Raw genomic sequence first — 15,489 nt, forward strand, 5'->3', positions numbered from 1 at the left:
ACATAAAAAAAGCCGCCCGTTTTGCAGCGGGCGGCTTTTGGCTTTGAGTCTTACGTGCCTTATTCGGCAGCGTTGATATGGGTAACGTTGGGGGCGCTTCGTGCGCCTTTGCCCTCGTGATCGTGGCGGCGGATGAATTCCTTGATCCGCGGACTGATCTGTTCGCGCCAGCGACGGCCGTTAAAGACGCCGTAATGGCCAACACCCTGCTGGACGTGATGCATGCGCATGCTGTCAGGCAGGTTGGTGGTCAGCTTGTGCGCCGCACGGGTTTGACCCATGCCGGTAATGTCATCACGCTCGCCTTCAACCGTCAGAAGGGCGGTTTTGGTGATGGCAGACGGATCGACCGGTACACCCTGCCAGCGCATTGTGCCTTCCGGCAGGCTGTGTTCGTGGAACACGACCTTCAGGGTCTGCAGGTAAAACTCGGCCGTCATATCCATCACGGCGAGATATTCCTGATAGAAGGAACGCTTTGCTTCAGCACTTTCACCATCACCTTCGACAAGGTGGTTGAACATGTCGTGATGGGCTGAAACGTGACGGTCCCAGTTCATGCTCATGAAGCCGGCAAGCTGCATGAAGCCCGGATATACGCGGCGCATTACGCCCGCATGGGGCAGCGGCACATGCGAAATCACATGGCGTTCAAACCAGTCCAGGCTGTGCTGCTTGGCGAACTTGTTGACCTCGGTCGGGTTTTCTCGGGTATCGATCGGTCCGCCCATCAGCGTCATCGATGCCGGCTGGCAGGCTTCATTGCCTGCTGCCATAAGCGATGCAGCCGCAACCACCGGCACAGAGGGCTGGCAGACCGCCATCATGTGGGTGTTCGGGCCAAGCTTGCGCAGGAAGCGCATGATGTAATCGATATAGGTATCCAGATCGAAATGACCGAGATGGACCGGCACCAGACGGGCATCAATCCAGTCGGTGATATAGACGTCATGGTCTGGCAAAAGGGCCTCGACCGTGCCGCGCAGAAGGGTTGAAAAGTGCCCGGAAAGCGGGGCCACGATCAACAGGCGCGGGTCATCGGGCTGCGTTTTCAGATGGTCGGTTTCGCGCTTGAAATGCAACAGATTGCAAAAAGCTTCGCTGTGAACGACTTCTTCGGTGATCGGCACGGTTTCGCCGTCAATCACCGTGGTGTCCAGACCGAATTCCGGTTTGCCGTAACGATGGGTAATATGGGTGAACACGTCACATGCTGCGGCGGCTGCCCGACCCTGATGGGTATAGGACATCGGGTTGGCCGGATTGCGCAGCCACTTCTTGCTGGCATCAGCTGCCATGCGAAGCGGGCTTATCGTGGCGTGCTGCAATTCATAAAGGTGATACAGCATTTACTCTCACTCCCGGGTGACCGACAAACGCTTCAGTGGTCACCGACCTGGTTTACGGCTTTCATCCTGTTTGTGTTCGCGCGCAGTTCGTCTGCAGGCGCGACTTGGCATTTTTTTAAGGATTCTGGTCAGAACCGCCAAATGGCGTGGGCCGATCTGATGCGCAGCAAAAGGGGCTGGTTACCAGCATGCAGAAATCCAGTAATTGCCTCGAAGCCTACGTGAGTTCGGCCTACATGCAATAGCCATTAAGTATGATGAACGTCCAAATTGTCGTTTTTCACCCTGATTCAAACGAAATTTCCCCGATTTGTCGAGTGAAATTTTGCAATGCAGCGCAAGTTGTTGCGATGCAACAAATGTTTTTCTCAGGCTCGGACAATATCCTGCGCAGGAATGTATGAGCCAAATGTGAAGAAGACTCGCATTTGTCAGATGGCAGGTTCCGCTGCCCGGTTCGCCCAAAACAAAAAAAGCACCGCTATCGGGGAAATAGCGGCGCCAGTATGCGGAGTATGCGGGAATCATTATTGCGGTTGCCAAGGCCATTTGGGGAAGACCGGGCTTAGGGAAGGTCTGACCGACAGGCGGGACAGGGTTTGGGTGCGGGGTTGCCTGCCGGTCAGACGCCCGTGATGGACAAAAGCTTGGTGGCTAATGGTCCGGGCCTCGGAAACACAGATAACGTGTGTTGGGAATTCTCAGATCAGACCGCGAAGGGTTTGGGCCATGCCAAGTCCGATGACAAACAGGAAAAATCCTGTGCTGCCGACAACGGCGACCGTGCTGCAAAGCTCGTTCAAACGGGTCGGGTTATCAATCAGTTTCAACATGGTCTGTCCTCCTCAATCTGTCTGAAGAAACCATACTGTTCTGATTTTGTTCCATCAAGAACAAAGTTGGAACAAACGAGGTGGAATGTATTTAATCGATTGATTTAATTGAAGTAAATAATGTTCACAAATGTTCTCATTTTTGAGTGGGAACAGCAATGAGAACGGAGTTTCGGTGGGGCGATGGGCTCCAAAACTCTCGGAAAACTGCGATTCTCTGCGAGTCTTGTTTCGATGTTCTCAATGTTCTGATCAGATGACGTCATATGAACATCATGTGTGACGCCCAAATCAGCTCAATTTTTGCAACAAACCCGGCGTGCCTTGACAAAGGTGCAAACTGTTTTGGTTAAGGGCGCCGTCGCGTCGCTGGAATCAAATTGTTGCACGATGTTTCAACTGTCCTAAAATGCAGGAAATCCGGCTGTAATTGCATCGGTTTTGCAACAAACTGTTACGGTTAAACCGGATTTCGGTAAAACGTCTTCTATCGCGCGTGATCGCAGTGGTCTTGCCCCCATGGATCGTGTAACAGTGCGCGTTAGGAACCTGATAAATTAGCCATGCTGCTCAGGACACAGCAGGGCCGGACATCAGGGTTCCGGTCGTCAGTCATCTGATGACAGAATTCGGTCACAGTCAGGGTGTCATATTCCTGTGAGGTGACAAAAAGCAGGCAGGGTCGGAAAATCCGGTTCTGCATCACGGCATCGGCCGTGCCCCGATTGTCTGCCAGGATCGCAAGATCCGGGGTCCCACCTTGGCGACGGGAAGGAAACGTTGGAAGGCTAAGGGCATAATGAAACAAAGGCAAAGGCTTAAGCATCGTATCGCGGATATCGTGATTTTCGGTGGGACCGGAGATCTGGCGTTACGCAAACTTTTTCCCGCTCTGTATGAAATGGAACGCACCGGGCGTTTCGATGATGAAACCCGTATCTTTGGCGCATCGCGCAGCGAACATAGCGACGAAGATTTCCGGGCCAAACTGCTCGAAGCCGGGAAGAAATTCATTCCCGAAGGCGAGTTTGACAAAGAAATCTGGGCGAAATTTGCCAGCCGCATCGCCTATGTACAGGTTTCTGCCGGCGATGAAAGCGGCTTCAAGGTTCTGCATGAAAAGCTGTCCGATCAGCCAGATCGTGACCGTGTCTATTATTTCTCGACCAGTCCGTCACTGTTTGCCGACATGGCCTTTAACCTTAAAAAGGCCGGTCTGGTGACGCCAAACTCCCGCGTCGTGCTTGAAAAGCCGCTGGGCCACGATCTTGAAAGCTGTCGTGAAATCAACGGCCAGATCGGGGAAGTGTTCGAAGAACGTCAGATTTTCCGTATCGACCACTATCTTGGCAAGGAAACGGTGCAGAACCTGATGATCCTGCGCTTTGCCAATGCGATGTTCGAACCGCTCTGGAACAGTGCGCATATCGATCATGTACAGATCACGGTCGGAGAGGAAGTCGGGGTTGAGGGCCGCTGGTCCTATTACGACGATGCAGGTGCCATGCGCGATATGGTGCAAAACCATATGCTGCAACTTCTCTGCCTTGTTGCGATGGAACCGCCCTATGTCCTTGATCAGGACGCCGTTCGTGATGAAAAGGTCAAGGTGCTCAAGGCCCTTCAACCGATCAACGATTCCAATATCGATAGCTCCACCGTCCGTGGACAGTACCGCAAGGGCGCTGTGGGTGGCAAGGAAGTGCCGGGCTATCTTGAGGAAGAAGGTGCCAATACCGACAGCACCACGGAAACCTTTGTCGCGATCCGCGCAGAACTTGATAACTGGCGCTGGTCGGGCGTTCCGTTCTATTTGCGCACGGGCAAACGTTTGCCCAAGCGTCATTCGGAAATCGTCATCCAGTTCCGTGACGTCCCGCACCAGATTTTCCCGCTTGCAAAATCCATGACCAACTATCAGGCCAACAAGCTGGTCCTGCGCCTGCAGCCTGATGACGGTATCCATCTTGTGCTCAATAACAAGAACCCGGGACCGGGGCTTGTGCGTTTGCGCCCGACGGCACTCAACCTGTCCTTTGCCGAGGCCTTTGGTGGCCGCAGCCCGGATGCCTATGAGCGTCTGTTGCTTGATGCGATTGATGGCAACAACACGCTGTTTGTCCGTCGCGATGAACAGGATATTGCCTGGCAGTGGGTCGATGCCATTCAGGAAGCGTGGCAGAACAATCATGTCACGCCCAAGGGATACACCGCCGGAACGTGGGGCCCGTCTGCTGCCATTGCATTGATCGAACGCGATGGTCGGACCTGGAACGAAGAAGCCGGGTTCTAGAATTGCGCATTCCCGATGCTTGGTCGTTAGGACCGGGCATCGGACTTGCACAACGACGCGATGACCCCAATTTCGGGAAGAAGACATGACAAACGAACGCACATTTAAAAGCGGCGATGAAATGCTTGCGGCAATGGTCAAGGAAACCGTTGATCGGCTGGAATTTGCCATCGCAACCCGCGGACATGCCAGCATGGCTGTTGCCGGCGGGCGCTTTCCCAAGCCGCTGTTTCAAACCCTTTCCCGGGCCCGTCTTGACTGGTCAAAAGTGATTGTCACCCTGGGCGATGATCGCTGGGTCGGGCTTGATGATGATCAGTCCAATGAGAAGCTTGTGCGCGATAACCTGTTTATCAACGAAGCGCAGAATGCCCGCTTTGTCTCGCTGAAAACATCGGATACCAGCCCGGAAGACGCGGTCGAAACCGTAAGCGCACGTCTGCGCACGGAAATGCACTGGCCGCTTGATATCGTATTTCTGGGGATGGGGGATGACGGCCATACCGCATCGCTTTTCCCGTCCTCAACCCCCGAAGCCCTTGATAAGGGGCTTTATCCCAAGCATGGCGAACTGGTCGCCGCTGACCGCCCGACCGTATCCCCGGTCCCGCGCATCAGCATGACTTTGCCCGCCATCCTTAATGCCCGGTACATTGCAATTCATATTACCGGACAGTCCAAATGGTCGACCTATGAAACCGCGAAAAACGGCACGGAAATCGAAGAGATGCCGGTTCGCGCAATCTTGCAACAGAACGATGTCCCCGTCGATCTGTGGTGGAGCGCCGAGAACCCGAAAGGCTGAACCCCATGAAACGTGAAATAGAACAGATTACAAAACGCATTATCGAGCGTTCCAAACCAACCCGCGAAGCATATCTTGCCAAGATCGAGGCAGCGGCATCTGACCGCCCGCACCGCTCTGCCCTGTCATGTGGCAACCTTGCCCATGCATCGGCGGGCTGTGGTGCGGCGGAAAAGGCGCGCATTAACGGCGAAGATGGTGCGAACCTCGGTATTGTGACGTCCTATAACGATATGCTTTCGGCCCATCAGCCGCTGGGCGTTTATCCCGACCGCATCAAAAAGGCCGTGTTTGAAGCCGGCGGCACCGCACAGGTTGCCGGTGGTGTTCCCGCCATGTGTGATGGTGTGACGCAAGGCCGTCCGGGCATGGAACTGTCGCTGTTTTCGCGCGATGTGATTGCCATGTCCACAGCCGTATCGCTATCGCATGATGTGTTCGATGCCGCGCTTTATCTTGGCGTTTGCGATAAAATCGTTCCGGGCCTTGTCATGGGGGCGCTTTCCTATGGTCATATCCCGGCGGTGTTTGTTCCGGCCGGTCCGATGCCATCGGGACTTCCGAACAATGAAAAGGCCCGCATTCGTCAGCTTTATGCCCAAGGCAAGGTTGGCCGTAAGGAACTGCTCGAAGCCGAAACCGCGTCTTATCACAGCCCGGGTACCTGCACCTTCTATGGGACTGCGAACTCAAACCAGATGCTGATGGAAGTCATGGGCTTGCATCTTCCGGGGGCGGCGTTCGTTAACCCGAACACCGATCTGCGTGATGCCCTGACCGAAGAAGCTGCACGTCGCGCCATGCAGATCACCAAGCTTGGCAATGACTATCGCCCGATCGGCAAGATCCTTGATGAAAAGGCGTTTGTGAACGGCATTGTTGGCTTGCTCGCAACCGGTGGCTCAACCAACCACACCCTGCATTTGCCAGCCATGGCACGTGCGGCCGGGATCGAGCTTCGCTGGGATGACTTCGATGAACTCTCGCGTCTCGTACCGCTTCTGTGCCGCGTTTATCCGAACGGGCAGGCCGATGTGAACCACTTCCATGCTGCAGGCGGCATGGGCTTTGTGATTTCCGATCTGCTCAAGAACGGTATTTTGCACCCGGATCTTGAAACGATTCATACCGGTGGCATGGCGGCCTATGGCACCGAGCCGTACCTCAATGAAGGCAAACTGGCGTGGCGTGACGCGCCGGAAAACAGCCATGACGAGGAAATCCTGCGTCCGACCGAAAAGGCATTCAGTGCCGATGGCGGCCTTCGCATGCTTTCGGGCAACCTTGGCCGCTCCGTGATCAAGGTTTCCGCTGTGAAGCCGGAAAACCGCGTGATCGAAGCCCCAGCGGCAGTGTTTACTTCCCAGGAAGAAATGATGCAGGCCTTCAAGGAAGGCAAACTGCATCGTGACGTCGTCTGCGTTGTCCGCTTCCAAGGCCCGAAAGCCAACGGCATGCCGGAACTGCACAAACTGACCCCGCCGCTGGGTGTTTTGCAGGATCTTGGCTACAAGGTTGCCCTTGTCACGGATGGCCGTATGTCGGGTGCATCGGGCAAGGTCCCGGCCGCCATTCACGTCACACCCGAAGGCATGATGAACGGCCCGATCGCCAAAGTGCAGGATGGTGATATCATTCGTCTGGATGCCGAAACTGGTGAGCTGTTGTTGAACGTTACCGAGGCCGAACTGGCCAAGCGCGAGTTTGCGAGCTTTGATAACAAGGCCGAACATCAGGATGGCTTTGGCCGCGAGATGTTTGGTGTCTTCCGCGAACATGTTGGTCTGGCTGAGCTTGGTGCTTCTGCTGCCTTCCCGGGGGAGGCTGAAGTCGCGTAATGCAGCTGGTTGGTGATATTGGCGGGACCAATGCCCGCTTTGCCTGGCTGGATGAGGCTGGCGATCCCTATACACCCATGACATTGCCGGTGCGTGACTATGCCACCATCGGCGATGCCATGCGCGATTTCATGGCGAAAACCGACTGCACGGATTTGCGTGAATTTGCCGTTGCCGTGGCATGTCCTGCCATGGCCGATACGGTCACGTTCACCAATAATCCGTGGGTGTTTTCCAAAGACGCCCTTAAGGCCGAATTCAATCTCGATCGGCTTGTGGTGGTCAATGACTTCACCGGCCTTGCCATGTCCGTGCCCTATCTTGGCGAAGAAGACCTGATCACGTTGTTTGATGGTCCGGGCCGTCCGGGTTTGCCATTGGCTGTGGTCGGGGCGGGCACGGGGCTTGGCGTTTCCGGGCTTTTGCCGCACGAAGGCAAGTGGCTGCCGATCCAGGGCGAAGGCGGGCATGTCTCATTGCCCGCTGTCGATGATCTCGATTACGAGATCGTCAAGTTCCTGTCAGGTGAGCTGGACCGGGTGTCGGCCGAACGCGTGCTGTCGGGCATGGGAATTGAAAACCTGTATCGTGCGCTTGCCGCGATTGACGGGTTTGATGTCTCGCCCAAATCCGCGGCCGAGGTGGTTGAAGGGGCACTTGTCGCCAACGATCCGCTCTGTTGCAAGGTGCTTGATCGGTTCTGCATGTTCCTTGGCGGTGTTGCCGGGGATCTGGTGCTGACGCTTGGTGCCTTTGACGGGGTGTTTATTGGCGGCGGGATTGGTCCACGCATTACCGATTACATGAAGAAAAGCGCACTTAAGGAGCGCATGATCGCCAAGGGGCGGTTCCGTGATTTGATGAATGATGTGCCGGTACGCCTGATGACGGCGAAATACCCGGCCCTGATCGGTTGCGCCAAGATTTTGACGGCGTAATCGAAACCTGGAGGAAAGTTAATGAGCCTTTCATCGCGTGAAATTCTGTCCAAGGCACCGGTTGTTCCGGTTCTGGTGATCGAAGACGTCAACGATGCCGTCCCGCTTGCCAAGGCGCTGGTTGCCGGTGGCCTGCCGGTGCTTGAAATCACCCTGCGCTCTGCCGCAGCTGAAGAAAGCATCAAACGCATCATCGCCGAAGTGCCCGATGCCATTACCGGCGCCGGAACGGTCGTCAATGCCAAGCAGATGGAACGCATGGCCGAAATCGGTTGTGCATTTGCCGTGTCGCCGGGCCATACCGAAGGCCTGCTGAAAGCAGCCAAGGATACCGGATGTCCGCTGCTTCCGGGGGCAGGTACGCCGTCAGAAATCATGAACCTGATTGATCATGGCTATGACATCCTGAAATTCTTCCCGGCTGAACAGCAGGGCGGGGTTTCGATGCTCAAAGCCATTTCCGGCCCGCTGCCGCAGGTATCGTTCTGCCCGACCGGCGGTGTTTCGCTGTCTAACCTTGCCGACTATCTGGCCCTGCCAAACATCATCACCGTGGGCGGCTCCTGGGTAGCACCCAAGGATGCGGTTAAGGCCGGTGACTGGGCTACGATCACAAAGCTTGCACAGGAAGCGACCGACAAGGTCAAGGCGCTGCGTTCCTGATCACTTCCCGATCACACGCCCAAAGCCCAGACACAAAAAAGGGACTCGAAAGGGTCCCTTTTTCATCAGGGTAGTCCATGCGACTGTATCGGCGTCGCGGCCGGTTCAGTGCTTAGTCCTTGATACGGTCGACATACCAGGTCGAACCGTTGAACTTGCGCTGCAGACCGAGGTCGGCAAGTTCTGCGTGGCTAAGCGAATCCCAACCGTAGCTCGCGGCCTTATGGGCACGTGACGGGCCGATCTTGCTTGCGATCTGGCCAAGAAGCGAACCGAACGGCATGCGTTTGGTGAACGGGTCGGTCGCGATGTTGAACTGCGGTGCAGCGGAAACCGTGTGTGCCATAATGGCCTCCTTTGATCTACGGTTGATTACCTTTCGATGGGCGGAAAATGTCATATGCGAAATAAAACGGGAACCACTTTGTTTTGCATAGTATCTGTGCAAAAATGCACGGTGATTTTGACTGATTCCAAAGGATGAAATAACGCATATGAATTGGAACGATTTGCGCTACTTCCTTGTTCTTGCGGAAGAAAATAGCCTGTCTGGAGCCGCGCGACGTCTGCGTAAAGAGCATACCACCGTTGCAAGAAGGATTGAGGCTCTCGAGAGTGATCTTGGAACCAAACTTTTTGACCGGTTACCACGGGGCTGGCAGCTGACATCAGCGGGTCGAAATCTTGTTCCTGTGGCCGAACGAGTCGAAGAAGAAGCCCTGACATTCGAGCGACAGGCAAAGGGTGATGAAGCCGCCCACGGGGTCGTGCGTATTTCCGTTCCCCCTGTGGCGGGGCGAGTCTTGTTCGCGCCGCGTCTTGCCCGTCTGCTGAAGGCCCATCAGGGGCTGGAATTTGAAATCGTCGGCGCTGCCAATGTCGTCAACCTGGCCCGCCGCGAAGCCGATATTGCCGTGCGCATGATTACCCCGCGTGAACCCGGCCTGATTACCCGCAAACTGGTCGAACTTGGCGTCGGGCTTTATGGCGCGGTCGGCTATCAGGAACGCGTGCCTGAAATGTATTGGGAATTCTGCGGTTATGAAGACACCACCTATGGCGCGTCAAAGCGAGAATGGGTGCGAACAGTGCTTGATCGCGAATTGCCCTGCCGCTTCCGCGCCGATGATACCGAAACTGTCCGTCAGTTCATTGCCGCTGGTCACGGAGTTGGTGTTTTGCCGCGCTATTTCGGCGATCAGGACGAGGAACTTGAGCTGATCCACGCCGATATCGATGGCCGCAGCCGCGAAAGTGTCTGGATGGTTGTCCATCCCGATATGCGCCGCTCGCCCGGTGTCCGCCTTGTGATGGATGCACTGGTCAAGGCCGCCGATAACATCGCCGAGGAATATCAAGTCTGATCCAGTGTCCCAAAATGAACAAAAGGCCCCTGCACTGCAGGGGCCTTTGTCTGCCTTAAGGGAGGAATTTACCAGCTTGGCAATAGTCATATTACCAAGCTGGTGGCATCAAAGCGTGTCGATTGCCAACGGCTCTGTTCAGGACCGGGCCGCTTTGATGTTCGGGGCAACGGTGTCGAGGAAAACTCAATACCAGTCACGCGTTGCATATCCGTCGCGTGTGCGTTCAAGGCCGATGTCGCGTAGTTGATGTTCGTTAAGCCTATGTAGGGCAACTCGTCCTTGATAACGCTTGTATGCGGCAATTAACGCATTGAAGATCGTCGGGATGATCGCACGGACGTCTACTGTGGTATGGTGGCGCGAGACAGGGGAGTGTGGGCTTCGTACCAACATCTCCGACGATGACTTGTTCGAAAGGCAACCAACGACGGGATGACATTCGAGATGGTTAGATACAGCCATTTTGATGCTCCTTGTTCGTGTGGGCTCTGTGATGTCGACAAGGTTGGCATGCGCAAAAATACAAATTAATTCCGATAATCTGCGCTACAGTTGTGCAGATTTGCGCAATGGTCGAACATTGTTTTCGGCGTTACGCAGGTGGTCGAATGTGTGCAAACCGTGCCGGGATCGGATTGATGAACTGGAATGATCTGCGTTTCTTTGTTGCCGGGGCAAAGGAGGGAACCTTGTCTGGCGCGGCAAGATGCCTTGGCAAGGATCACACAACGGTTTCGCGCCGGATCGAGGCACTTGAAGCAGATCTTGGCGCACATCTGTTTGATCGTCTGGCCACGGGCTGGAAACTTACAGATGCTGGCGAAAACCTTATGCCCGTCGCCTTGCGGATCGAAGAAGATGTTCTGGTGTTCGAACGGCAGGCGCGTGGGGATGAGACCGCTCATGGGGTCGTCAAGATCGCGGTCCCGCCTGCTGCTGGGAGGTTGCTGTTTGCCCCGCGTCTGGCAGAGTTGCTGCGTGATCAGAAGAACCTTGAATATGAAATTCTGGGATCAAGCGTTGTCGCCAATCTGGCGCGGCGTGAGGCGGATGTAGCTGTGCGCATGGTGCGTCCTGATCAGAGCGGTTTGATCGTCAGGAAGCTGATTGACTTGCGCTATGCAGTTTATGCCGCAAAGGGTTACACCGCGCGCGTCCCAAAGGAAAACTGGGAGTTCTGCGCTGATGGTCGAAACACCTTTGGCGACTATCAGCAAGGTTGGGTTTGGGATACGCTCGAACAGAAACTGCCCATGCGGGTAAAAGCTGACGACACCCAGACCGTTCAGGCCTTTGTTGCCGCAGGCCACGGACTGGGTTTGCTGCCGCGTTATATGGCCGATGAGGATGACCGGTTGGAAGTGGTTGCCGATGATAGCCTGGCCGAACTCAGCAAGCCCGTGTGGCTTGTGGTCCATCCGGATATGCGGCGCTCGCCCGGGGTGCGGATGGTGATGGATGCCTTGATCAAGGCAACAGACAGCATTCCGGCGGCCTATAAATCCTGATTATAGCCAGCCTAGTTGTCGGGCAGATGCTAGCAACAGCATCACACCAAACAGCGTAATGATCGCAGCCCCGGTAAAACCGACCGCGCGGCGAATGATACCCGATGATGTTTCAGACAGGCTGAACAGATGCTGCGTGCCGGTACGAATACCAATCGCGGCCAGCCCGATCAGGCTGATGGTAATCGCCACACCCAGTGCCATGGCAAAGGCAGCCCCGATCCCGATCAGGAACATGCCATTGGCCAACGTAAACAGCAGCACCAGGATCGATCCAGTACAGGGTCGCAAACCAGCAACAATACCGGTCGAGATCATCTGCCAGTTCGATTGAACGGCAGGGGCATGATCATGGTGGTCGTGATGATGCCCGTCATGATGATCATGGTCATGTCCATGCGCATGGACGTGTTCGTGGTGATGATGGTAATGCGCACCCGGCCCATGGTGATCACAACAGTCATCCCGGCCCTGCAGGATACGAAGCGCCATGACAGCACCCAGCACCGCAATCAGGGCATATGATACCGCCTCCATGATCAGGCCGTTCTTGGTCACAGCCGCCGGGCCAAGATTAAGGATCAGGGTCAGACCGCCGACCATGATGATGGCGGATACGGCTTGAACAGTGGCAATCAGGCTTCCCATCGCCACACCCTGTTTCCACCCGGCATCGCGTGACAGGAAATAGGTGGTGGTGATCATCTTGCCATGACCGGGACCGGCCGCGTGGAAAACGCCATAACCAAAGGACAGCGCAATAATCACAAGTCCCGGCCAAAAGCTGTCGCCGTGCTTGGCTTCACGCAGAGTGGCTGTGATTTCACGGTTAAGCTTGGTCTGAATGATGACGGTCTGGCCGATAAGATCGGAAAGCCAGTCGGGCATGGCAATCAGGCTGTCTTCATCGCCATTGGCTTCCGGGGCGGGCGCAGGTGCGCTTTCGGAACTGTCTGCTGCCCCGCGCCCCAGAAGGTTTGAGGATTGTGCTGCTGCCGGATTACTCGACGAGAACGAAATCGCCAGGAGCAAGGCCGCGAGAACTGCTGTTATCTGCCACCTTGGCCGCGCAAATAACATCGGCACGGACCGGAGCGACAAGGTCAAAATAGATGCGGTTCTTTTCATCTTCGCTCATCTCGAAATGGCAGGACAGGTTCTTTGCCCCGGCAAACAGGACGGGATCGACCTGCGTGTAGGCAACATCGATGTAGTATTCAGCATCATAGACCGACAGGCTGATGGCATCCGTAATCGGATCGAGCGGTGTTTCGAGCATCAGCTTGAAGTCATAGCTTACCCGGCGGTCATCGGTGATATCGGCAACGAAATCGGTCGCACCGGCAAAGGAAACCAGTTCTTCGTTGCGGCGCAGATGCGTCAGCCAGGAAAACTCCGCTAGGGCAGCAAATGCATTGTCATGCACGGCCGTGTTCTCATCGCCAAAGAACCTTGTGTCGTGGTTCTGATCAAACTCGTCGATCATGGTCATGCTAAACAGGTCGTCAAACAACCAGCGGACATGAACCGCCGTAATCTTGTCGTTCTCAAAAACAAATTCGGCATTCGCGTCGATCCAGACATGTGGATGCGCAAATGCCGAAGGCACGGTTGCCAGCATCGAGATGCCGGCAACCAGAATTGTGGTGACGGGCTTACGAACCGTTGCCAAGGCACGCGACAAGGGCGTCAACATTCTGTGCCAGAATTTCCTGATAGGCATCGGGGCCGGCAGCAATGTCAGAGCCCAGCGGGTCAAGCGTGCCGGTGCGAATGCCCGTGTCCGAGACCACGGCCTGAACGATTGCCGGGCGGAATTGCGGTTCTGCAAAAATGCAGACAGCGCCGGTATCGTGGATTTTGTCTTCGATTTCATGAAGGCGTTTGGCTCCGGGCTTCTGATCAGGCGACACAGTAATCGATCCGACCGCATTCAGGCCAAGGCCGGTTTCGAGATACTGATAGGCATCATGGAACACGACATAGGGTTGGTCCTGGATCGGTGCAACTTTTGCCCGAAGATCATTACCAAGGTTGGTAAGGCTTGCAAGCAGTGTCTGCAAATTCGCGTGATAGTCGTCGGCATGTTCCGGGTCAATTTCGGCCAGTTCATCTGCAATGGCAATCGCAATCGGCGCGCCATTGGCCGGATCCATCCAGATATGCGGGTCTACACCGTCATGATCTTCGTGGTGATGGGCTTCGTCATGGTGGTCGTCATGTGCATCATGTTCTGCCGCGTGGTCATTATCATGATCGTCATGTTCTTCGTGATCATGTTCGGCGTCATGATCGTGATCATGGTCATCATCATGGGCGTGTTCGTCGTGATCTTCATGGTCATCATGGTCATCATGGTCGTCGTGACCTTCATGCGCTTCGCCCTCATGATCATGCATGTGAGCTTCCCAAGTGCCGCCTTCGCGCATGTTGCGCAGCGACAGCTGTGACAGCGAAACCAGCTCAAGCTGATGGCTATGGCCCGACAGGCTTTCCAGCGGCTTTTCCAGGAAGCCTTCCAGTGCATGCGAAACATAAATCACCAGATCGGCTTCATTCAGCGCACGCGCTTCGCTGGGGCGGAGCGAATAGGTATGCGGCGATGAAGCGCCATCAATCAACAGAACCGGCTCGCCGATATCCTTCATGATGGCACTGGTGATCCCGTGGATCGGCTTGATCGACGTCACAACTTTCGGGGCATCGTCACCATGGGCAGCTGCAGTCAAAGGGGCGGCAACAAACAGTGGTGCCGCAAGAAGAAAACGGCGAAGGGATTGGCGCAAGGAGGGCATATGGATGATCCGGTCTGGAGTGGGTTTGGTATCTAATCCCATTTGTTATGATATAACATAACAGATGGTCAAGAATAAAATGGCCTAGGTCGATTTTGCCGAATGAATCGGTAGCAGGGCTGTTTCCGGCCCCGGCAATCCCCACGTTAATCAAAAGGGGACGAACAGGAACGGGATGGTTTGGTTGTTCAGACATGTTTGCGGTTTGGTCCTGCTTGCCCTTTTGGTAAGCAAACCGCTTTACGCCGAGACACTCAAGGTGCCGCTACCGGCCGGACGAGAGGAGCACTATGCCCTTCAGACCGGTTTGCTTGAACTCGCCCTTACCTATGCGCCGGGGCAGCATCGTCTTGAACTCGTCGCTGTTGACGGCCTCTCGCAAAAGCGTGCGTTCAGCTTGTTGTCCGAGGGAGAGGTAAATGTCGTCTTGGCCGGCTACAGCCGTGCTGCCGAACACGACTTGTTGCAGATCGACTTTCCCCTGACCAAGGGGCTGCAGGGATATCGATTGCTGATCACGCGCGCGGATAACCTCAAGATGCTGGATCGTGTTGAAAACCAGGCTGACCTCAGAAGCATTTGTATCGGGTCGGGCAATTCATGGGTGGACACCGTTATCCTGAAACATGCCGGTCTGTGCGTGACGGGCGGTCCGGGGACAAGCCTTTATACGATGCTTGAAAACAGGCGGTTTGATGCGATGCATCTCGCCATTCATGAGGTGAAAACGGGCAACATTGCGAAGCTCATCAAACAGCATGGTCTGGCGGTCTATGAGAACGTGCTGCTGCGCTATCCCTACGATTTTTATTTCTATCTCGGAAAAGACAGCCAGTCTTTACACGACGAGATCGAGCAGGGCTTTCGGGCCGCTGTAAAAGACGGCGCGATAGACCGCTATTTCATCGAGCATCCGACGATATCAGCCGCCCTTGGTTTTCTGCGTGACCATCCGGGCTTGCATATTATCGACCTCGATAATCCCGAAATGACAGATCAGACGAGCTCTGATCTTTACCGCTACTGGTTCGGCAATTGATTAAATTAAGATCTGTTGTGTGACCTTAATAGATGCATTCCGTTAGCGTAATGAAAAATCA

General features: G+C 55.1%; 14 protein-coding genes and 1 pseudogene. 9 read left to right on the forward strand and 6 right to left on the reverse strand.

The window, feature by feature from the left end:
- Positions 1-59: 59 nt before the first annotated feature.
- On the reverse strand, positions 60-1,349 hold the full coding sequence (locus UF64_RS09500; RefSeq protein WP_044828379.1) for a polyhydroxyalkanoate depolymerase: 1,290 nt from the start codon (positions 1,347-1,349) through the stop codon (positions 60-62).
- Between the two features lie 701 nt (positions 1,350-2,050).
- Positions 2,051-2,182, reverse strand: a complete 132-nt coding sequence (locus UF64_RS21060; RefSeq protein WP_255353093.1) for a hypothetical protein — start codon at positions 2,180-2,182, stop codon at positions 2,051-2,053.
- Positions 2,183-2,981: 799 nt separating this feature from the next.
- Between UF64_RS21060 and zwf the strand changes: the two genes are divergently transcribed.
- The 5 genes from zwf to UF64_RS09530 all read left to right on the forward strand — a co-directional run bounded on the left by zwf (position 2,982) and on the right by UF64_RS09530 (position 8,719).
- On the forward strand, positions 2,982-4,475 hold the full coding sequence (zwf, locus tag UF64_RS09510; RefSeq protein WP_044828381.1) for a glucose-6-phosphate dehydrogenase: 1,494 nt from the start codon (positions 2,982-2,984) through the stop codon (positions 4,473-4,475).
- 85 nt (positions 4,476-4,560) lie between these two features.
- Complete coding sequence (gene pgl, locus UF64_RS09515; protein ID WP_052657542.1) at positions 4,561-5,280, forward strand: 6-phosphogluconolactonase; 720 nt, start codon at positions 4,561-4,563, stop codon at positions 5,278-5,280.
- A 5-nt stretch (positions 5,281-5,285) separates the two neighbouring features.
- Positions 5,286-7,118: a phosphogluconate dehydratase gene (gene edd, locus UF64_RS09520; RefSeq protein ID WP_044828382.1), complete on the forward strand. Its 1,833-nt coding sequence runs from the start codon at positions 5,286-5,288 to the stop codon at positions 7,116-7,118.
- The gene (gene glk / locus UF64_RS09525; RefSeq protein WP_044828383.1) at positions 7,118-8,056 is read left to right on the forward strand and encodes a glucokinase; all 939 of its coding nucleotides are present in this window, start codon (positions 7,118-7,120) and stop codon (positions 8,054-8,056) included. Before edd ends, glk begins: the two co-directional genes overlap by 1 nt.
- 21 nt (positions 8,057-8,077) lie before the next feature.
- Positions 8,078-8,719 (forward strand): bifunctional 4-hydroxy-2-oxoglutarate aldolase/2-dehydro-3-deoxy-phosphogluconate aldolase, encoded by a 642-nt coding sequence (locus UF64_RS09530; RefSeq protein ID WP_044828384.1) that lies wholly within the window; start codon positions 8,078-8,080, stop codon positions 8,717-8,719.
- Positions 8,720-8,831: 112 nt separating this feature from the next.
- Here the strand turns inward: UF64_RS09530 and UF64_RS09535 are convergent, their stop codons facing one another.
- Positions 8,832-9,065, reverse strand: a complete 234-nt coding sequence (locus UF64_RS09535) for a hypothetical protein (protein WP_152630653.1) — start codon at positions 9,063-9,065, stop codon at positions 8,832-8,834.
- Positions 9,066-9,213: 148 nt separating this feature from the next.
- On the opposite strand from UF64_RS09535, the pseudogene UF64_RS20890 reads away from it, so the two are divergent.
- From UF64_RS20890 to UF64_RS09545, 3 genes and pseudogenes are all read left to right on the forward strand, one after another.
- Positions 9,214-9,387, forward strand: a pseudogene (locus UF64_RS20890) (LysR family transcriptional regulator); the annotation flags it as partial.
- A 24-nt stretch (positions 9,388-9,411) separates the two neighbouring features.
- Positions 9,412-10,083, forward strand: coding sequence for a LysR family transcriptional regulator (locus UF64_RS09540; protein WP_235285054.1), 672 nt, complete (start codon positions 9,412-9,414; stop codon positions 10,081-10,083).
- 611 nt (positions 10,084-10,694) lie between these two features.
- The gene (locus UF64_RS09545; protein WP_235285020.1) at positions 10,695-11,594 is read left to right on the forward strand and encodes a LysR family transcriptional regulator; all 900 of its coding nucleotides are present in this window, start codon (positions 10,695-10,697) and stop codon (positions 11,592-11,594) included.
- On the opposite strand, the gene UF64_RS09550 is transcribed toward UF64_RS09545, so the two are convergent.
- Genes UF64_RS09550 through UF64_RS09560 form a run of 3 tightly spaced genes read right to left on the reverse strand, consistent with a single transcriptional unit; the run spans position 11,595 to position 14,389 of the window.
- The gene (locus UF64_RS09550; protein WP_044828387.1) at positions 11,595-12,626 is read right to left on the reverse strand and encodes a nickel/cobalt transporter; all 1,032 of its coding nucleotides are present in this window, start codon (positions 12,624-12,626) and stop codon (positions 11,595-11,597) included.
- Positions 12,595-13,290: a DUF1007 family protein gene (locus UF64_RS09555; protein ID WP_044828388.1), complete on the reverse strand. Its 696-nt coding sequence runs from the start codon at positions 13,288-13,290 to the stop codon at positions 12,595-12,597. Before UF64_RS09555 ends, UF64_RS09550 begins: the two co-directional genes overlap by 32 nt.
- The gene (locus UF64_RS09560; protein WP_044828389.1) at positions 13,250-14,389 is read right to left on the reverse strand and encodes a zinc ABC transporter substrate-binding protein; all 1,140 of its coding nucleotides are present in this window, start codon (positions 14,387-14,389) and stop codon (positions 13,250-13,252) included. Before UF64_RS09560 ends, UF64_RS09555 begins: the two co-directional genes overlap by 41 nt.
- Positions 14,390-14,594: 205 nt before the next feature.
- Here UF64_RS09560 and UF64_RS09565 point away from each other — a divergent pair, with 205 nt between their 5' ends.
- The gene (locus tag UF64_RS09565) at positions 14,595-15,428 is read left to right on the forward strand and encodes a hypothetical protein (RefSeq protein ID WP_235285021.1); all 834 of its coding nucleotides are present in this window, start codon (positions 14,595-14,597) and stop codon (positions 15,426-15,428) included.
- Positions 15,429-15,489 lie beyond the last annotated feature (61 nt).

Origin of the sequence: Thalassospira sp. HJ (assembly GCF_000948415.1) — a bacterium.
GTDB lineage: Bacteria > Pseudomonadota > Alphaproteobacteria > Rhodospirillales > Thalassospiraceae > Thalassospira.

Excerpts from the sequence above, each read along its gene's own strand:
- edd (WP_044828382.1), top strand. The coding sequence starts at position 5,286 with ATGAAACGTGAAATAGAACAGATTACAAAACGCATTATCGAGCGTTCC.
- UF64_RS09545 (WP_235285020.1), top strand. The coding sequence starts at position 10,695 with ATGTGTGCAAACCGTGCCGGGATCGGATTGATGAACTGGAATGATCTG.
- UF64_RS21060 (WP_255353093.1), bottom strand. The coding sequence starts at position 2,182 with ATGTTGAAACTGATTGATAACCCGACCCGTTTGAACGAGCTTTGCAGC.
- zwf (WP_044828381.1), top strand. The coding sequence starts at position 2,982 with ATGAAACAAAGGCAAAGGCTTAAGCATCGTATCGCGGATATCGTGATT.
- UF64_RS09530 (WP_044828384.1), top strand. The coding sequence starts at position 8,078 with ATGAGCCTTTCATCGCGTGAAATTCTGTCCAAGGCACCGGTTGTTCCG.
- glk (WP_044828383.1), top strand. The coding sequence starts at position 7,118 with ATGCAGCTGGTTGGTGATATTGGCGGGACCAATGCCCGCTTTGCCTGG.
- UF64_RS09555 (WP_044828388.1), bottom strand. The coding sequence starts at position 13,290 with ATGTTGACGCCCTTGTCGCGTGCCTTGGCAACGGTTCGTAAGCCCGTC.
- UF64_RS09560 (WP_044828389.1), bottom strand. The coding sequence starts at position 14,389 with ATGCCCTCCTTGCGCCAATCCCTTCGCCGTTTTCTTCTTGCGGCACCA.
- UF64_RS09535 (WP_152630653.1), bottom strand. The coding sequence starts at position 9,065 with ATGGCACACACGGTTTCCGCTGCACCGCAGTTCAACATCGCGACCGAC.
- pgl (WP_052657542.1), top strand. The coding sequence starts at position 4,561 with ATGACAAACGAACGCACATTTAAAAGCGGCGATGAAATGCTTGCGGCA.
- UF64_RS09500 (WP_044828379.1), bottom strand. The coding sequence starts at position 1,349 with ATGCTGTATCACCTTTATGAATTGCAGCACGCCACGATAAGCCCGCTT.